The organism is Microbacterium rhizosphaerae (assembly GCF_034120055.1).
Classification (GTDB): domain Bacteria; phylum Actinomycetota; class Actinomycetes; order Actinomycetales; family Microbacteriaceae; genus Microbacterium; species Microbacterium rhizosphaerae.
The window spans coordinates 3,527,006-3,544,413 of record NZ_CP139368.1 but is presented as its reverse complement, the minus strand read 5'-3'; the positions used below and the strand labels follow the sequence as shown (position 1 = coordinate 3,544,413).

The following is a 17,408-nucleotide window of genomic DNA, read 5'->3' as shown; positions in this document are numbered from 1 at the left end:
TCTACCATGGATCCATGCAGCGGATGCAGCGGTTTCCCCGGGGTCGAGGCGCGATGCGGTGGCTCGCGATCGTCGTGGGGGTGGCGGCATCCGTCGTCTTCCTCTCGGCTCCCGCGACCGCCCGGACGGCCGTTCCGGCCGGTGTCGTCGTCGCGGGCGTCGACGACTTCTCGTTCGCGAGCATGGACGCGCGGTACACGCTCGGACGCGCCAGGGACGGGACCAGCACGTTGACCGTGGTCGAGACCTTCGTCGCGGACTTCCCGCGGACGGATCAGAACCACGGGATGCGGCGCAGCATCCCCGATTCGTACAACGGCCAGCCGCTCTTCCCGAAGCTCGTGTCGATCACCGACGGGCAGGGTCATCCCCGCGAGTCCGAGACGGACAGCAGCGACGGCACGTTCACCATGACCTCGCGCTCTGCGCAGTTCGTGCACGGGCAGCAGACGTACGTCTTCACGTACACGCTGCGCAACGTCACGTGGACTTTCGCGGACACCGGAGCAGACGAGTTCTACTGGGACGTGAACGGCGTCGACTGGCCCCAGACATTCGGTCGCGTCAGCACGACGCTGACGATGGATGCGTCGCTCGCCGCGGCGCTCACCGGCCGGCAGGCCTGCTACCACGGACCGCAGGGGTCGACGCAGCAGTGCGACATCACGGTGACGACGACGTCGGGCGGTGCGACCGCCGACGCCGCGATCACGAACGTGCCGCCGCACGAGACGCTCACGATCGCCGTCGGCTTCGCGAAGGGCACGTTCGTGCTCTTCGACAACTCGCCCTTCGCGTCGCCGTGGGGCTGGATCCAGCTCGTGGGACTCGTGGGTGCGATCGGGATGCTCGTCGCGGCCATCGTGGTCCGCATCCGGCGGCTGCGCGACGACCCCGGACGCCCGACGATCATCGCGGAGTACGAGCCGCCCGCGGGCTTCGACGCCGCGCTGAGCGCGGCCCTGCTCACCCGGACGTCGAAGGTCGTCCCCGCCGAGGTGCTCGAGCAGGCGGTGGCGGGCAGCATCCGGATCGTCGAGGTCGAGCACGGGATCCTGGGGCGCACGCGGCTGCAGGCGGAGCTCGTCGATCGGGCGCGCGCCGATGTGGACGGGCAGATGCTGCTGGACGGCATGTTCGGCTCCGACACGGTGTTCCTCTTCGGCAAGCAGAACAGCGCCTTCGCGGCCGCGGCCCGCAAGGTGTCGTCCTGGGCGTCGGCGCAGCTGAGCACGCGCGGCCTGCGGCGGCAGGTGCCGCGCCGCGTGCGCGCCGTGCCGATCCTTCTCGCCTGGCTCCTCGCCGCCCTCGTCATCGTCGCGGGGATCGCGGCGATCGGGGCGGGCGTGGCGGCGATCTGGGTCATCCCGGTGATCATCGTGTCGGTCGTGGCGGCCTTCGTGACGGCGGGCCTGCTCTCCCGCCGGCCGCTGTCTGCCGCCGGAGCGGAGGCCCGCGACCACCTGGAAGGCCTCCGTGTCTTCATCGAATGGGCGGAGGCCGACCGCATCCGGATGCTGCAGTCCCCGCGCGGCGCGGAGCGCAGGCAGATCGACGTGAACGACCCGGGACAGATGCTGAAGCTCTACGAGAAGCTCCTGCCCTTCGCGGTGATCTTCGGCCAGGAGAAGGAGTGGGCGAAGCAGCTCGTCGTGCTCTACGCCGCCACGGGTGTCGCCGGCCCGTACTGGTACGTCGGCGTGAACGGCTTCGACGCGTCGACCTTCTCTTCTCAGGTCGGCACGCTGTCGGCGGCCGCGGCGTCCTCATCGTCGACGTCGGGCGGCTCCGGCGGCGGAGGCGGCGCCGGCGGTGGCGGCGGTGGCGGAGGCGGGGGCGGGGTGTAGCCGCGATGTCCTCTCGCACCTCGCGGCCCCGATAGCGTGGGATGCATGCCGTGGCTGGAGATGACCCTTCCCGAACTCGAGTCCTACCGTCCGGACGTGCGCGAGCCCGCCGACTTCGACGACTTCTGGCGGGCGACGCTGGCCGAAGCCCGTGCGATGGGGGGCGAGGTCGTCGCCGAACGCGTGGAGACGCCGCTCACCGCGTTCGACGTCTTCGATGTCACCTTCCCCGGCTTCGGCGGCGATCCCGTCAAGGGATGGTTCGTCGTTCCGGCGGGAGCGAGCGAGCCGCTGCCCGCCGTCGTCGAGTTCATCGGATACGGCGGCGGCCGGGGCCTTCCCACCGAGCGCCTGCAGTGGCCCGCGGCCGGGTTCGCGTATTTCCTGATGGACACACGCGGGCAGGGTGCGGGCTGGGGGATGGGCGGCCACACACCCGATCCGCACGGCACCGGCCCGTCTACGCCGGGCTTCATGACGCGCGGCATCGAGGACCCCGCCGACTACTACTACCGGCGTGTGTTCACGGATGCGGCCCGCGCGGTGGATGCCGTCCGCACCATGTCGCAGGTCGACCCCTCTCGCGTCGCGGTCACCGGCGGCAGCCAGGGCGGCGGGATCACGCTGGCGGCCGGCGCCCTCTGCGAGGGGCTCGTCGCGGTCATGCCGGACGTCCCCTTCCTCTGCCACTTCGAGCGAGCCGTGGGTCTCACCGACCACTTCCCGTATGAGGAGATCGTCCGCTATCTCTCCGTGCACCGGGGCGCGGAGAGCCGGATCTTCGACACGCTCTCGTACTTCGACGGCGCGAACTTCGCCCGGCGCGCCACGACACCGGCGCTGTTCTCGGTCGCGTTGATGGATCAGACCTGCCCGCCCTCCACGGTCTACGCGGCGTTCAACCGGTACGCGGCCCCGCGCGAGATCTCGGTGTACCCGTTCAACGACCACGAGGGCGGCCAGGCCTACCAGTGGCTCGAGCAGGCGGCGTTCCTGCGCGCTCGCGTCTAGTGCTCAGCGCTCCTCGCCACGGGCTGGCGCAGGAGAAAGGGCCGATCGGAGAGGCTCCCGATCGGCCCTTGTCCCTTGCACCAAGAGTGTCCTGCAATCACATGTCGGCAGCTGCCACAGCAAAACAACTACCGTGTTCACACTCTATAACGGAACGGTAACGAGGGGGAAGGGGTTGGCGTTATCTTTTCGTGATTCTTATGCGACTCATAGCTCGTGCTCCGTCGCCCGAGCGGGGGCACGGGTCTGAGGCGGGAGACGGGACGTGATGGCCTCCCTCCGGGAATACCCCCCTGGGGTATCTTGATTGAAGGTGTGGAGACCGCGACACGAAGGACGGCGAGATGACAGATCACCACGGCACCGATCACGCCGATCACCCCGCCCACGGGAGGCCGCACGCCGATCACTCGGACCACTCCGGCGCCGCAAGCCCTGCCGATCACGGTGGTCACGCGGGGCACGCGGGGCACGGCGCCGGCCACGCCCTGAGGTTCCGAAGGCTGTTCTGGATCAACCTCGTCCTCGCCGTCCCTGTCGTCGCGACATCGACGATGTTCGCCATGATCGTCGGCTACGACGTCCCGTCCTGGGCGGCGTGGATCGCGCCCGTGCTCGGAACCGTCATGTATTTCTGGGGCGGGTGGCCGTTCCTCAGCGGGGCGGTCGCAGAGCTGAGGTCGCGCAAGCCCGGCATGATGCTCCTCGTCGGTCTCGCGATCACCGTCGCCTTCGTCGCATCATGGGGCGCGACTGTGGGCGTCCTCGATCACGAGCTCGAGTTCTGGTGGGAGCTGGCGCTCCTGATCGTCGTCATGCTCTTGGGGCACTGGCTCGAGATGCGCGCGCTCGTCCAGACCATGTCCGCGCTCGACTCGCTGGCTGCTCTGCTGCCCGACGAGGCCGAACGTGTCACCCCGGACGGCATCGAGACCGTGAGCCCCTCGGATCTGATGGTCGGAGACGTCGTGCTCGTGCGTCCCGGTGGCGGCGTCCCGGCCGACGGGCGCATCGTCGACGGGAGCGCGGCGATGGACGAGTCCATGATCACGGGCGAGTCCCGCGCCGTGGACCGGACGGTCGGCGATCCGGTCACCGCCGGCACCGTGGCCACCGACTCCGGGCTGCGGGTGGAGGTGACCGCGACCGGCGACGACACGACGCTGGCCGGCATCCGGCGACTCGTCGAACAGGCGCAGAACTCGACGTCCCGCGCGCAGCTGCTCGCGGATCGCGCCGCGGCGTGGCTCTTCTGGTTCGCGCTCGGCGCCGCGCTCGTCACGGCCGTCGTCTGGACCCTGATCGGCCTTCCCGACGACGCCGTCGTGCGCACGATCACCGTGCTCGTGATCGCCTGCCCGCACGCATTGGGTCTCGCGATCCCGCTCGTCGTCTCGATCGCGACCGAGCGCGCCGCCCGCGGCGGCATCCTCGTCACCGAGCGCTCGGCGCTGGAGGCCATGCGGATCGTCGACACCGTGATCTTCGACAAGACGGGCACGCTCACCAAGGGCGAGCCTTCGGTCATCGGCGTCGAATCCCTCACGACCGACGACGAGCTGCTCGCCCTGGCCGCGGCGGCGGAGGCGGACAGCGAACATCCGCTCGGCAAGGCCGTCGTGCGCGCGGCTGCGCAGCGCGGCATCCCGATCCGACCGGCGACCGGGTTCGCGTCGTCGCCCGCGGTCGGTGTGCGCGCCGTCGTCGACGGCCACGACGTCAGGGTCGGCGGCCCGCGGCTGCGGGACGACATCGAGGGGGCCGCCCGGCCCGATTCGGATGCCGTGACCCGGTGGCGCCGCGAGGGTGCCATCGTCCTGCACGTCGTGCGCGACGGGCTGATCGTCGGAGCCCTGGCGCTCGCCGACGAGGTGCGCCCCGAATCCCGCGAGGCCGTCGACGCGCTCCACGCGCGCGGCATCCACGTCGTGATGATGACGGGAGACGCCGAGGCGGTCGCCCGGACCGTCGCCGCCGATCTCGGCATCGACAGGGTGTTCGCGGGGGTGCGACCCGAGGACAAGGCGGGGAGGGTCGCCGAGCTCCAGCGTTCCGGTCGCCGGGTCGCGATGGTGGGCGACGGGGTGAACGACGCGCCGGCGCTCGCGCAGGCCGACGTCGGTCTCGCGATCGGCGCCGGCACCGACGTGGCGATCGCATCGGCGGACGTCATCCTCGCGAGCTCCGATCCGCGTTCGGTGGTCTCCGTCATCGAGCTGTCCCACGCCAGCTATCGCAAGATGACCCAGAACCTGTGGTGGGCGGGCGGGTACAACCTGATCGCGGTGCCGCTCGCCGCGGGCGTCCTCGCGCCGATCGGGTTCGTGCTGCCGATGTCCGTCGGCGCGATCCTCATGTCGCTGTCCACGATCGTCGTGGCGCTCAACGCGCAGCTGCTGCGCCGCCTCGACCTTCGCCCCGGACACGCCCTACGATCGGCGTCATGAGCATCGAGCACCTCTTCGACTCCCTCGCGATCGTGTTCGAGATCGCGGGTGCGGCGGTGCTGGTCGTCGGGTTCATCCTCGCGCTGGCTCTCAGCATCCGGTCGGTCATCCGTCGTGAGGGTGCCGTGAGCACCTTCCGGACCGTTCGCTCGACGCTCGGCGGCGCCATCCTGCTCGCCCTCGAGGTGCTCGTCGCGGCCGACCTCATCCGCACGCTGCGCGAGCCCACCCTCGAGGAGGCGCTGATCCTCGGCATCATCGTTCTGATCCGGACGATCCTCTCGATCTCCATCCAGATCGAGATCGACGGCATCCTGCCGTGGCGGCGGGCCTTGCTCACGAGCGGCGGCCAGGTGATGGCGTCCGGCATCCGGGATGCGGTCCGGCCGGGCGCGAACCGGCAGGCCTGACGCCGGACGCGACGAAGCCCCGGCCGAGGCGGCCGGGGCTTCGCGATGGCGATGGGTCAGGCTGCGGCCTGCTCCTCGGTCGCGAGCTCGCGCACCGAGCGCAGCGCGCCGGCCCACGACACGACCTGCTCGACGAGCGTGTCGAGCTCGGAGACCTTCATGTGGGCCGGGGTGAACGCGACCTCAGCCGTCCCGAAGCCGGCGAAGTCCGTGAACAGCGAGAACATGACCTGCTGGCGCACGTCGGCGACCTGCAGCTCGCCGAAGATCTGGCGCAGGTGCTCGGCCGAGCGGGCGCCGCCCATCGAGCCGTAGCTCACGATGCCGGCCGACTTGTTCGCCCACTCGAACTTCACGTAGTCGAGGGCGTTCTTGATGGCGGCGGGCAGCGAGTGGTTGTACTCGCCGACGACGAAGATGTAGCCGTCGAACTCGTCGACCTTGTGCGCCCAGCGGTTGGCCTCGGCGCCCGCGAACGAGCCGGCGGGGGAGGGGAAGGACTCCTCGAGCAGCGGCAGCTTGTAGTCGTGCAGGTCGACGAGCTCGAAGGTCACGCCGGGCGCCGATGCGTTCGCCTTGACCCAGTCGCCGACGAGATGTCCGACGCGGCCGGGGCGGGTGCTGCCGACGATGATGCCGATGGTGAGGTCAGTCACGGGGAGTCCAATCTCTGGGGAGACGCGCGTCTGTTGATGACGCGTCAACTTATGCTAACGCATAAATTGACGTGTCACCCAACCCGTGGGAGAATCGAATCCATGGATGAATGCCCGGCGGTGAGCGAGACCGAATGGTCCGTGTGGCGCGCGTTCACGACGATGCACCGGATGCTGGAGGCCGCCGTCGAGGCGCGGCTCAACGGCGCATCCGTGTCCGGCCCGGACTTCGACGTGCTCTCGGCGCTTCTCGAGGCCGACGATCAGGCGCTGCGCGCCGGTGAGCTGGCCGCATCCATCGGCTGGGAGAAGAGCCGGCTCTCGCATCAGCTCCGCCGCATGGAGTCGCGCGGACTCATCGCGCGCCGCGAGTGCAGTGCGGACATGCGCGGCACGTGGGTGGAGCTCACCGAGGCCGGGCGTGCGACTGTCGCCGCGGCGCTCCCCGAGCGCCTCACGGCCATGCGCGAGATCTTCTTCGACGTCCTCGACGAGCGCGAGCAGCGCGCACTCGGCGAGATCTCGGCGAAGGTCCTGGCCGCGGCGAGCGCGCAGTGCGAGTCTGCGTGCGCCGAAGCCGAAGCGGAGTCCGAGGCCGCGCACGCTCAGGGCGAGACCGCCGATGCGGTCCCGCCCCGGAGCGATCAGGCCGAAGCCGCCCTCTCCGCCGCGATCCGATAGCCCGCGAGGATCTCGGGCCGGGTGTCGACGGCCGGGGAGGCCTCGACCTCGACGTCCCACGCGGGACGCGTGCCCGTCAGCGCCCACGCCGCCTGGCGCGCGGCGCCCATGGCGACGTACTCGCCCGGCTGCGGCACGGTCACCGGGATGTCGAACACCTGCGCAGCGATGCGCGCGACGGCGGCATTGCGCGCGGCACCGCCGATGAGCCGGATGCGCTGCGCGTCAACGCCCAGGTCGCGTATCGCCTCCAGGCCCAGCGCGAGGGAGCACAGCATCCCCTCGATCGCGGCCCGGGCCAGGTGCGGCCGCGTCGCCGTGGCGAGCGACAGCCCCGAGACGGATGCGCGGGCGTCGGGGAGATTCGGCGTGCGCTCGCCCTCGAACCACGGCACGAGCACCACGCCGCCCGAGCCTGCCGGAGCCTCGAGCGCGAGGTCGCCGAGCTCGTCGTGGGTCACGCCGAGCAGAGCCGCGATCGCGTCGAGCACCCGGGCGGCGTTCAGGGTCGCGATGAGCGGGAGGAAGCCGCCGGCGGCATCCGCGAAGCCGGCGACCGTGCCCGTCGGGTCGGCCACGGGCGCATCCGTCACGGCGAAGACCGTGCCGGAGGTGCCCAGCGAGACGACGACATCGCCGGGTGCAGCGTCGAGACCGAGAGCCCCGGCCGCGTTGTCGCCTGCGCCCGCGCCCACGACGAGTTCGCCCGCCCGCACGCTCTCGGCGGGTCCGAGCACGCGGGGCAGGACGACGTCGTGTCCGAGCGCCCGGACGAGCAGGTCGCGGTCGTATCCTTCGTCGCCCCAATACGCCGTGCCCGAGGCATCCGACCGGTCCGTGATGAGCTCGGAGAAGTCCGGTCGTGATGGGCCGAATCCGCGCAGCCGCCACGTCAGCCAGTCGTGCGGCAGCGCGACGGCGGCCACGCGCGCGGCGTTCTCGGGTTCCGCATCGCGCAGCCACCGCAGCTTCGTCGCAGTGAACGACGCGACGGGGACGACACCCGTCCGCTCCGCGTACTCCGCAGCGCCGACCTCCGTCACGAGGTCGGCCGCGGCCTCCGCCGAACGGGTGTCGTTCCAGAGCAGGGCGGGACGGATGACCGCTCCCTGCGCGTCCAGCGCGACCATGCCGTGCTGCTGGCCCGCGATCGAGATCGCGGCGACATCGGCGAGACCGCCCGCATCCGTGATCGCGGCCTGGAGGGCGACCCACCACGCTTCGGGATCGACCTCGGTGCCCTCCGGGTGCGCCGCGCGCCCCGTGCGCACGGTGGCGCCGGTGGCGACGTCGACGATCACGACCTTGCAGGACTGCGTCGAGGAATCGACGCCCGCCACCAACGTCCGTGCGGGCATGTCAGCGAGCGCCCATGAGGTGCTCGCTCGCGAGCTGCTGCAGGCGCACGAATCCGAAGCCCTTGCCGCCGAAGTACTGGCTCGGGTCGAAGTTCTCGAACGCCGAGCGGTCGGCGAGCAGGTCGTCGTACGACTCGCCCTCGGCGAGCGTCGTCGTGCGCAGCTCCGCGACGCGGGAGGCCGCGAGCGCCTCCTGCACCTCAGGGTCGGCGCGGAAGGCCTGTGCGCGCTCCTTCAGCAGCAGGTACATCCGCATGTTCGCGGCGGCGGAGTCCCACACGCCGCTCTCGTCCTCGGTGCGCGACGGCTTGTAGTCGAAGTGGCGCGGGCCGGTGTAGGCCTGGCCGCCGTCCGGGCCGCCGTTCTCGAGCAGGTCGACGAGCGCGAACGCGTTGTGCAGGTCGCCGTGGCCGAACACGAGGTCCTGGTCGTACTTGATGCCGCGCTGTCCGTTGAGGTCGATGTGGAAGAGCTTGTCGTGGTACAGCGCCTGGGCGATGCCGGCGGCGAAGTTCAGACCGGCCATCTGCTCGTGGCCGACCTCGGGGTTCAGTCCGACCAGCTCGGGACGCTCGAGCGAGTCGATGAAGGCGAGGGCGTGACCCACGGTCGGCAGCAGGATGTCGCCGCGGGGCTCGTTCGGCTTCGGCTCGATCGCGAAGCGGATGTCGTAGCCCTTGTCGGTCACGTACTGGCCGAGGAGGTTCACGGCCTCGCGGTAGCGCTCGAGCGCGGCGCGGATGTCCTTGGCCGCGTCGTACTCTGCGCCCTCGCGGCCGCCCCACATGACGAAGGTCTTGGCGCCGAGCTCGGCGGCGAGGTCGAGGTTGCGCAGGACCTTGCGCAGCGCGAAGCGGCGCACCTGACGGTCGTTGGAGGTGAAGCCGCCGTCCTTGAACACCGGCGGGGAGAAGAGGTTCGTGGTCACCATCGGCACGATGAGGCCGGTGTCGGCGAGCGCACCCTTGAGCCGGTCGATCTGCGTCTGGCGCTCGGCATCCGTCGATCCGAATGCGAAGAGGTCGTCGTCGTGGAAGGTGAGTCCGTATGCGCCGAGCTCGGAGAGCTTCTCGACCGCGTGCACGACGTCGAGCGGCGGGCGGGTCGGGCCGCCGAAGGGGTCGGCGCCGTTGTAGCCGATGGTCCAGAGGCCGAAGGAGAACTTGTCGTCGCGTGTGGGCATGGGGATGGGCATGGTCTTCCTGTTCCTCGTCGAATAGTATTTGTTGAAGCATACAACATATATGGTGCGGTCGTACAGCATCTCGATACAGTGAGGGGATGACGGGGACGATGGATGCGGCGCTGGGTGCGCGCGAGGCGAACCTCGGCCGGGTGCTGCAGATCGTGCACCTCGACGGTCCGCAATCGCGCGCCGCGCTCACCGAGCGCACCGGTCTGAACCGCTCGACGACGGCGAGCCTCGTGGCAGAGCTGCTCGACCTCGGGCTCGTGGACGAGAGCGCGCCCGAGCCCACCAAGCGCGTCGGTCGCCCCTCGCCGATGGCCTCCGTGAACCCCACGGTCGTCGCGATCGCGGCGAACACGGAGGTGGATGCGATCACCCTCGGCGCGATCCGGCTCGACCAGACCGTCGCCGTGCGCGAGCGCATCGCCGTGGACGGCCCGCTCAGCCCGCAGGCGACCGCCGACCTCATCGGCGAGCGGGTGCGCAGCTGGGCCTCCGACGAGCTCGTCGGGCACCGGATCGTCGGGGTCGGCATCGCGGTGCCTGGACTCGTGCGGGCCGCGGACGGTCTCGTACGCCAGGCGCCGCACCTCGGCTGGCGGGACGCGCCGCTGCGCGACCTCGTCGCCGCAGCGAGCGGACTGGCGGCCCATGTCGGCAACGACGCGAGTCTCGGCGCCCTCGCCGAGCACCTCTACGGCGCCGCCCGCGGCGTCGACGACGTGGTGTACCTCGACAGCGCGAGCGGTATCGGCGGCGGACTGATCGTGCACGGGATGCCGGTCTCCGGCGCCGCGGGATACGCGGGCGAGTTCGGCCAGAACCGCCCCGGCATGGGCGAGCACGACGACCGCCGCGCTCCCGGCGGCGTGCTCGAGGACGAGGTCAATCGCGACCGCGTCCTCGCGATGCTCGGCATCTCCCATGTCGACGAGCCCGCTCTGGCTGCGGCGATCGCCGCCTCCGACGATCCCGCCGTCGCGGCCGAGCTGGCGCGGCAGTCGCGTATCCTCGCCCACGCGCTCGGGAACGCCGTCAACGTGCTCAACCCGTCCGTCGTCGTGCTCGGCGGATTCCTCTCGACGCTGGCCACCGAGGCTCCCGGCGACCTGCTCGAACAGGTGCGCGCCCAGTCCATGCCGGCGAACGGCGAGGACCTCGAGATCCGTCCCGCGATGCTCGGCGTCGACCGGCTGCTCGTCGGCGCGGCCGAGCTCGCCTACCGCGATCTGCTGCGCTTTCCGCTGCAGACGGCGGCGCGATGGATGTCGTGAGCCGGCGTCAGCGCGCGACGACCGCCGCGATCCACTCGGTGTAGGTTCGCGTGCCGAGGTCGGCGTCCGGGCCCGGCAGCAGCACGCCGCTGCGCGCGGCGCGGCCGATGTCGCCGGGCTGCGAGACGGTCGGCATCCACCCTCGGTCGCCGATCGCGCGCGCGTAGATGCGCACCATGTCGGCGAGGTTCAACTCCTCGGGACCGCCGAGATCGGTCGCGCGGCCCGCTGGTCCGTGCTCGACCGCATCCACGAGCCGCTCGGCCACCTCCGCCGGATCGACCGGTTGCATGCGCGCGCGCGGGGCGACCCGGATCGGCCCCATCTTCAGCCGGGGGTAGATGTAGCGCGGGAACGAGTGCCACTGCGTCGAGCGCTGGATCGTCCACGGCACATCGCCGTCGGCGATCAGCTGTTCCTGCAGGACCTTGCCCGCGTAGTGGTCGTAGGGCGCCCGGTCGATGCCGACGATCGACATCGCGAGGTGGTGCCGGACGCCAGCGGCCTTCTCGGCGGCCAGGAGCGTCTTCGTGGTGGTGCCGAAGAAGGTCCGCGACCCCTCGGTCGTGCCGGTGCCCGCGCCGTTGAGCACGTCGACCACCGTGTCGACGCCCGCCAGGGCCTCCGCGGCACCCGCGCCGGTCAACAGATCCACGCCGTCGCGTCGGCTGAGCGAGACGACCTCGTGCCCGCGCGCTGCCGCGATCGCCGAGACGAGCCCGCCCATCTCGCCGCGACCGCCGGCCACGGCGATGCGGAGAGCCGTCACAGCCGCGCGCCGTTGTCGTCGCCGTCGTCGCCGTGCTCGTGCATGCCGACGTTGCGGCCGCGCGACGACTCGTAGGCCATGATCCAGCCGATCGACACGACGGCGGCCAGCAGCAGCCCGATCCAGATGTTCCCGAGCAGCAACCCGACGAGCGCTCCGAGGCCGATGAGCACGATCGTGCCGAAGATCCACTGCTTGCGCCCGCGCGGCCAACCGGTCGGCGAGGGCCCGGAGCCCGGAGAGTACGTCATACGACGAGACTATCCAGACCCCGGCCCACGCCGCTCAGGCACTGCTCACGCCGCGGGCGCGGCGTTGACGTTCACCATCCACGGCACGCCGAAGCGGTCGACGAGCATGCCGAACTTGCCGCCCCAGGGCGGGGTGTCCAGAGGCATCGTGATCTGGCCACCGTCGGCGAGAGCGTTCCAGAAGCCCTCGAGCTTCGACTCCTCGTCGCCGCTGATCGACATCGTCACGCCCGCGGGCGCGCTGTAGGGCATGCGGTCTGGCGTGTCGGAGCCCATGATCGTGAAGCCGTCGCTCGTTGTGAGCTGCGAGTGCATCACGAGGTCGGCCTCGGCCGGGTCCTCGGCCATGCCGGGGATGTCGCCGAACGTCGACACGTCGAGCGTGCCGCCGAACACCGACTGGTAGAACTCCATCGCCTCGCGGGCGTTGTTCTTGAATGAGAGGTAGGGGTTGAGGATGGCCACGGAAGTGCTCCTTGAGTGTCGGAGGGTGCACCCGTACGACGGGCGCATGGCCCAGTGTGCCGAGGGGTTCCGACATGCGCAACGGGGCGTGTGACGGGACGGATTCCGGCGCTCAGCGGCTGCGGTGATCCTCGGGATGCAGGCGCGGCCCGCGTCGCGCCTCGCGCGCTCCGGCACGCCCGATGAGGCGGATGACCCGTTGACGCTGGCCCGCCCAGGGCGCCAGGAGCGCCAGCATCCCGTCGTCGTCCGTGCGCGATCCGGTCAACGCGTAGCCGACCTCGTGGGCGAGATGGTAGTCGCCGACGCTCACCGCGTCCGGGTCGCCATAGGCACGGATGCGCGTCTCCGCAGCCGTCCACAGCCCGACGCCCTGCAGGCTGGTGAGGATGCGGTCGCGATCGTCGCCGTCCGTGACTCCGGCCATCGCGCGCTCGATGGACCGCCCGCGCGAGGCGGCGGCCACGATCGTGCGGGACTGCGGCGGTTCCAGCCCGGCGCGGTGCCAGGTCCAGGAGGGGATGCTGCGCCAGCCGTCGATCGGCGGGGGTGCGAACATCGGACGCGGCGTCGGTCCTGGTGCGCGCTCGCCGCACCACTGCAGGATGCGCCGCCACGCGCCGAACGCCTGCAGCCCGGTCACCTTCTGCTCCATGATCGAGCCGGCGAGGGCGTCGAAGAGGAGGTCGGTGCGCCCGATCCGCAGGCCCGGATTGCGGCGGTGGGCCTCGGCGATCAGGGGATGCAGCGACGCGTCGAAGCCCGTCGCATCGTCGTCGGCGCCGCACAGCGCCGGCACCTGAGCGATCGTCCACTCGGCCCCGGGTCCCCAGGCGACGGCGCGGACCGAGCTGCTCGACATCGTGATCGCGAGCGTGGCGATGCCGCCCGGAGTCCGTGCGGCGCGCCAGATGATGCCGGCATCCTCCAGCATCGTCGGATCGCCGGGCCCTCGTCGATGGGCCAGCAGCGTGCTGCGCACATCCACGGGTCCCGTCGGCCGGTACCCCGTCTCGACGGGCTTCCCGGCCGGAACGACGACCGCATCCCTCCGCGCGCCGAGCGGTCGCGGCACGCGCGGCGGGAGTGTCGACGTCATGCCCTCACCCTACGCGCGCGCCGCGACACGCGACCGGACCGGACGTGCCCGGCCCGAAGGGGAGGGCGGCAGGTCAGAAGCGGTCCGGCGACGGCGTGCCGTGACCGTAGCGGATGACGACGTCCGCGTGCCGGTCGAAGCGGTAGCCGACACCGCGCACGGTGCGGACGATGTCCTCGTAGCGGCCGAGCTTGGCGCGCAGGCGCCGCACGTGCACGTCGATGGTGCGCTCGCCCGGAGCGTCGTCGTCGGTCGAGCCCTGCCACAGCGACGAAACGAGCTCGGCCCGCTCGATCGTGCGACCCTCGCGCAGCACCAGGTACTGCAGGAGCTCGAACTCCTTGAAGGTGAAGGCGGCCGACTCGCCGTCGATCACGACGCGCTTGCGCGAGATGTCGACGATGACGCCAGGGGAGGTCTCGATCTCCGGCTCCGGCTCGGGCTTCGTGCGGGCCACGGCGCTCGGCTCGTGCAGGGCGAGGCGGACGACGTCGACGTCGCGTCCGCCGGCGCCGGCCGGGGCGAGGGCGACCGTCGCGTAGGTCTCGGCCGCGGGCGCGAGCTCGGCGAGCGTACGGCGCAGGGCGTCGACGAGGACGCCGAGGGAGACACCGGATGCCGCGGCCTTGGCCTCGTCGATGCCGACGTAGAGGGCGAAGCCGCGCGGGGCGGTGCCCGCGGGGAGGGTGCGGCCGGCGCGGGGAGCGGCCGGAGCGGCAGCCTCCTGAGCGGCAGCGGCGCGTGCGGCGGCGAGCTGCTGGGCGGCGGTGGGTCCCTGTGTCGCAGCGGTCAGGGCGGCGTAGGCGCGCAGGCCCTCCGCCGGATTGGCGGGAGCGGGCGATGTCGCGGTGCGGACGGGAGCGTCGAGAACGGTAGTCATTGGAGTGCTGTCCTTAAGGGCGGAACCCGATTGTCGGGTTCGCGTGCTGTGAGCGCGGCCCTCGAGGTATCGGAATCGAGGGCGGGTGCGAGGCAACGCGGGCGCGCGGGTAAGCGCGGGATCCCGGTGTCTCGGGGGCTCGGCGCCGAGTAGCTCGAAGCGTCAGGTCAGACGCGGCGCGGGAGCCCGGCGGTGGTCACCGTCTCAGCTGCACATTCGACAGCACATGACAACACGGCCGGCCATCATGCAGCCGGCAGCCCCGTTCGCCTCCCAGGCGGACAGATGGCGTGCGTTGTCAGTCATGGAGCCGATTATGACGGATCATGACGGCGAGCGTCAAATAGCACACGGAGACGTCGAGTGTCCATGACGAAGTATGACGATGACGTCATATTCGTCCACATCCCGCGCAAATCGTGCGCGGGATGGCCCGTCGAGGGAAATTGTTGGCTGGTCCCACAAATCGCTTGCGCTTCGCCGGAACCTGATCTATCTTCGTGTCGAAGCGTTTCCGTCTAAGCGCTTCGACAGCTACATCCGGCGGAATGACAAGGGAGTCCGATGGCGAAGATCGACGAGGTGGCCAAGGCCGCCGGCGTCTCCATCAGCACCGTGTCGTATGCCCTCAGCGGCAAGCGGCCGGTGTCTGTCGCGACGCGTCAGCGCGTCGAGGCCGCCGTGCGCGACCTCGATTACCGGCCCAACGCCGGCGCCCGCATGCTCGCGGGGCGGCGGACGAACATCTTCGCGCTCACCGAGCCGTTCCGTCCCGACACGCACGCGCCGACGCACATGGCCTTCGTGCTCGCGACCTCGATCGCCGCGCGGCGCAGCGAATACGACATCCTCCTGCTGACGGAGGAGGAGGCGTCCGCGGGCATGCGCCGCGTCGCGTCCAGCGGCCTCGTCGACGGCGTGCTCGTCCTCGACGTCGCGCCCGACGACGAGCGGGTCGGGATCGCGCGACAGATCGACCTGCCGACGGTGTTCATCGGCGTTCCCGACGACCGCGAGGGACTCGTCTGCGTCGACCTCGACTTCGAGGCCGCGGCATCCCTCGCCGTCGATCGATTCGCGGACGCCGGCCACGGCTCGATCGCGCTCATCGGCTTCCCCGCCGTCGGATACGAGAAGTCCAACTTCCCGCCGCGCGTCCGGTCCGCCTACGCCCGGCGCGCCGAGGAGCGAGGCCTCGCGCACGCCTTCCGGGCGAGCGGCGTCGAGACGCCCGACCTTGCGCGGGTGCGCAGCATCGTGCGCGACCTCGTCGCCTCCGGCGTCACCGCCATCGCGGTGCACTCGCCGGCCGAGGTGCTCACGACGGTCATGGACGAGCTGGGACGCCACGGACTGCGGGTCCCGGCGAATGTGTCGATCATCGCGCTGGCGAACTCGCTCGATCCCGACACGCTGCCGACCCCGATCGACAGCGTCCCGCTCGTCGCCCAGGAGTCCTGCGACCTCGCCGTCGAGCTGGCGCTCGCAGCTGTCGAGGAGGGTGCTCAGCAGCCGGGCCTGCACCTCCTCCCCCCGCACTACCTCGACCGCGGCTCGGTCGCAGCTCCGCCCGGGGGCTGATCCGAACCGCCCCGGGAAGCGTTTCGCCACGACGCTTATCGAAGCGCTTCGACAACTTCACATCCCCCACCTGAACACCCCGTTCCGACGGGAACAGAAAGGAGTGCCGACGATGGCACAGCAACACCCCAGGAAGCGGCGCCTCCTCGCCGCGGCCACCCTCGCGGTCGCAGCGGTGGCGCTGGCCGCCTGCTCCGGCGGAGCGAACGCGAGCGACACCGAGCCGACGAGCGGCAAAGGCCGCACCCTCACGCTGTGGCACTACGAGAGCGCCGACGGCGCCATGGGCAAGGCGTGGGACCAGGCCATCAAGACGTTCGAGAAGGAGACCGGCGCCAAGGTCCGCTTCGAGGCCAAGGGCTTCGAGCAGATCCGCTCCACGGCGAGCCAGGTGCTGAACTCCGACCAGGCGCCCGACATCCTCGAGTACAACAAGGGCAACGCCACGGCGGGCCTGCTCGCCAGCCAGGGGCTGCTCGCGAACCTCGACGACGCCGTCAAGAAGTACGGGTGGGACAAGAAGCTCGCGCCGTCGCTGCAGACGACGGCGAAGTACGACGAGAACGGCATCATGGGCTCCGGCGACTGGTACGGCGTCCCCAACTACGGCGAATTCGTCACCGTCTACTACAACAAGAAGATGTTCCAGGATGCGGGACTGGAGGTCCCGAAGACGTACGACGACTTCGTCAAGGTCATGGATGCGTTCGTCGCCAAGGGCGTCACGCCGCTCGCGGAGGCCGGAGCCGAGTATCCGCTCGGACAGCTCTGGTACCAGCTCGCCCTGAGCAAGGCCGACCGGAAGTTCGTGAACGACTACCAGCTGTACAAGAAGCCCGTCGACTGGAAGGGCGAGGCTATCTCGTACGCCACCGACACGCTCAAGGAGTACGAGCAGAAGGGCTACATCTCCAAGGACGTCGCCGGCATGAAGGCCGAGGACGCCGGGACGGCGTTCATCGCGGGCAAGTACCCGATGTTCGTCTCCGGCAGCTGGTGGTACGGCCGCTTCGTCAACGAGATCAAGGGCTACGACTGGGGCATCTTCCCCTTCCCGGGCAGCACCCTGAGCCTCGGCTCGTCGGGCAACCTCTGGGTCGTCCCCGAGAACTCGAAGAACAAGGACCTCGCGGAGAAGTTCATCGACGTCACGATGAGCCCGCAGATCCAGGCGGTCATCGGCAACAACGGCGGCGTTCCCGTCGCGGCCGACGCGTCGGACATCACGGATGCCAAGAGCAAGGAGCTCATCTCCGCGTTCACCGACATCACGAAGCAGGACGGCCTGTCGTTCTACCCCGACTGGCCCACGCCGACCTTCTACGACACCCTCGTCGCGCAGTTCCAGAACCTCGTGAACGGCACCTCGACGCCGGCCCAGGTGCAGAAGTCGCTCGGCGACGAGTACGAGTCGTACGTCTCCACCCTGAAGTGACGACTCCGTCCGGGGCGGGTGCTCCTCACCCCGCCCCGGACGGCCCACGACACAG

The 17,408-nt window shown here is 70.6% G+C and carries 16 protein-coding genes; 8 read left to right on the top strand and 8 right to left on the bottom strand.

Annotation, left to right across the window (positions count from 1 at the left end):
- The first annotated feature begins 14 nt into the window (after positions 1-14).
- The 4 genes from SM116_RS16060 (at position 15) to SM116_RS16045 (ending at position 5,715) form a co-directional block, all read left to right on the top strand.
- Positions 15-1,847, top strand: coding sequence for a DUF2207 family protein (locus SM116_RS16060; RefSeq protein WP_320941972.1), 1,833 nt, complete (start codon positions 15-17; stop codon positions 1,845-1,847).
- Between the two features lie 45 nt (positions 1,848-1,892).
- Complete coding sequence (locus tag SM116_RS16055; RefSeq protein WP_320941971.1) at positions 1,893-2,858, top strand: acetylxylan esterase; 966 nt, start codon at positions 1,893-1,895, stop codon at positions 2,856-2,858.
- A 344-nt stretch (positions 2,859-3,202) separates the two neighbouring features.
- Complete coding sequence (locus SM116_RS16050; protein WP_320941970.1) at positions 3,203-5,305, top strand: heavy metal translocating P-type ATPase; 2,103 nt, start codon at positions 3,203-3,205, stop codon at positions 5,303-5,305.
- Positions 5,302-5,715: a DUF1622 domain-containing protein gene (locus SM116_RS16045; RefSeq protein WP_320941969.1), complete on the top strand. Its 414-nt coding sequence runs from the start codon at positions 5,302-5,304 to the stop codon at positions 5,713-5,715. The genes SM116_RS16050 and SM116_RS16045 overlap by 4 nt, the downstream gene beginning before the upstream one ends.
- Before the next feature lie 56 nt (positions 5,716-5,771).
- Here SM116_RS16045 and SM116_RS16040 read toward each other — a convergent pair whose 3' ends face one another.
- Complete coding sequence (locus SM116_RS16040) at positions 5,772-6,371, bottom strand: NADPH-dependent FMN reductase (protein ID WP_320941968.1); 600 nt, start codon at positions 6,369-6,371, stop codon at positions 5,772-5,774.
- Between the two features lie 102 nt (positions 6,372-6,473).
- On the opposite strand from SM116_RS16040, the gene SM116_RS16035 reads away from it, so the two are divergent.
- Positions 6,474-7,052: a MarR family winged helix-turn-helix transcriptional regulator gene (locus tag SM116_RS16035; RefSeq protein ID WP_320941967.1), complete on the top strand. Its 579-nt coding sequence runs from the start codon at positions 6,474-6,476 to the stop codon at positions 7,050-7,052.
- On the opposite strand, the gene xylB is transcribed toward SM116_RS16035, so the two are convergent.
- Positions 7,016-8,410, bottom strand: a complete 1,395-nt coding sequence (gene xylB, locus SM116_RS16030; RefSeq protein ID WP_320941966.1) for a xylulokinase — start codon at positions 8,408-8,410, stop codon at positions 7,016-7,018. The genes SM116_RS16035 and xylB overlap by 37 nt on opposite strands.
- 1 nt (position 8,411) lies before the next feature.
- Positions 8,412-9,605, bottom strand: a complete 1,194-nt coding sequence (xylA, locus tag SM116_RS16025; RefSeq protein WP_320941965.1) for a xylose isomerase — start codon at positions 9,603-9,605, stop codon at positions 8,412-8,414.
- An 86-nt stretch (positions 9,606-9,691) separates the two neighbouring features.
- Between xylA and SM116_RS16020 the strand changes: the two genes are divergently transcribed.
- Positions 9,692-10,873, top strand: coding sequence for an ROK family transcriptional regulator (locus SM116_RS16020; RefSeq protein WP_320941964.1), 1,182 nt, complete (start codon positions 9,692-9,694; stop codon positions 10,871-10,873).
- A gap of 7 nt (positions 10,874-10,880) precedes the next feature.
- Here the strand turns inward: SM116_RS16020 and SM116_RS16015 are convergent, their stop codons facing one another.
- The 5 genes from SM116_RS16015 to SM116_RS15995 form a co-directional block, all read right to left on the bottom strand.
- On the bottom strand, positions 10,881-11,642 hold the full coding sequence (locus tag SM116_RS16015; RefSeq protein ID WP_320941963.1) for an SDR family oxidoreductase: 762 nt from the start codon (positions 11,640-11,642) through the stop codon (positions 10,881-10,883).
- Positions 11,639-11,893, bottom strand: coding sequence for a hypothetical protein (locus tag SM116_RS16010; protein WP_320941962.1), 255 nt, complete (start codon positions 11,891-11,893; stop codon positions 11,639-11,641). Before SM116_RS16010 ends, SM116_RS16015 begins: the two co-directional genes overlap by 4 nt.
- 45 nt (positions 11,894-11,938) lie before the next feature.
- Positions 11,939-12,358 (bottom strand): VOC family protein, encoded by a 420-nt coding sequence (locus SM116_RS16005; protein WP_320941961.1) that lies wholly within the window; start codon positions 12,356-12,358, stop codon positions 11,939-11,941.
- A 112-nt stretch (positions 12,359-12,470) separates the two neighbouring features.
- Positions 12,471-13,457: a DNA-3-methyladenine glycosylase family protein gene (locus tag SM116_RS16000; RefSeq protein ID WP_320941960.1), complete on the bottom strand. Its 987-nt coding sequence runs from the start codon at positions 13,455-13,457 to the stop codon at positions 12,471-12,473.
- A gap of 73 nt (positions 13,458-13,530) precedes the next feature.
- The gene (locus SM116_RS15995; protein ID WP_320941959.1) at positions 13,531-14,337 is read right to left on the bottom strand and encodes a winged helix-turn-helix domain-containing protein; all 807 of its coding nucleotides are present in this window, start codon (positions 14,335-14,337) and stop codon (positions 13,531-13,533) included.
- 564 nt (positions 14,338-14,901) lie between these two features.
- On the opposite strand from SM116_RS15995, the gene SM116_RS15990 reads away from it, so the two are divergent.
- The gene (locus SM116_RS15990) at positions 14,902-15,918 is read left to right on the top strand and encodes a LacI family DNA-binding transcriptional regulator (protein WP_320941958.1); all 1,017 of its coding nucleotides are present in this window, start codon (positions 14,902-14,904) and stop codon (positions 15,916-15,918) included.
- A gap of 112 nt (positions 15,919-16,030) precedes the next feature.
- Positions 16,031-17,353 carry an ABC transporter substrate-binding protein gene (locus SM116_RS15985; protein ID WP_320941957.1) on the top strand — a complete coding sequence of 441 codons (1,323 nt, stop codon included), beginning with the start codon at positions 16,031-16,033 and terminating at the stop codon, positions 17,351-17,353.
- The last annotated feature ends 55 nt before the right edge of the window (positions 17,354-17,408 follow it).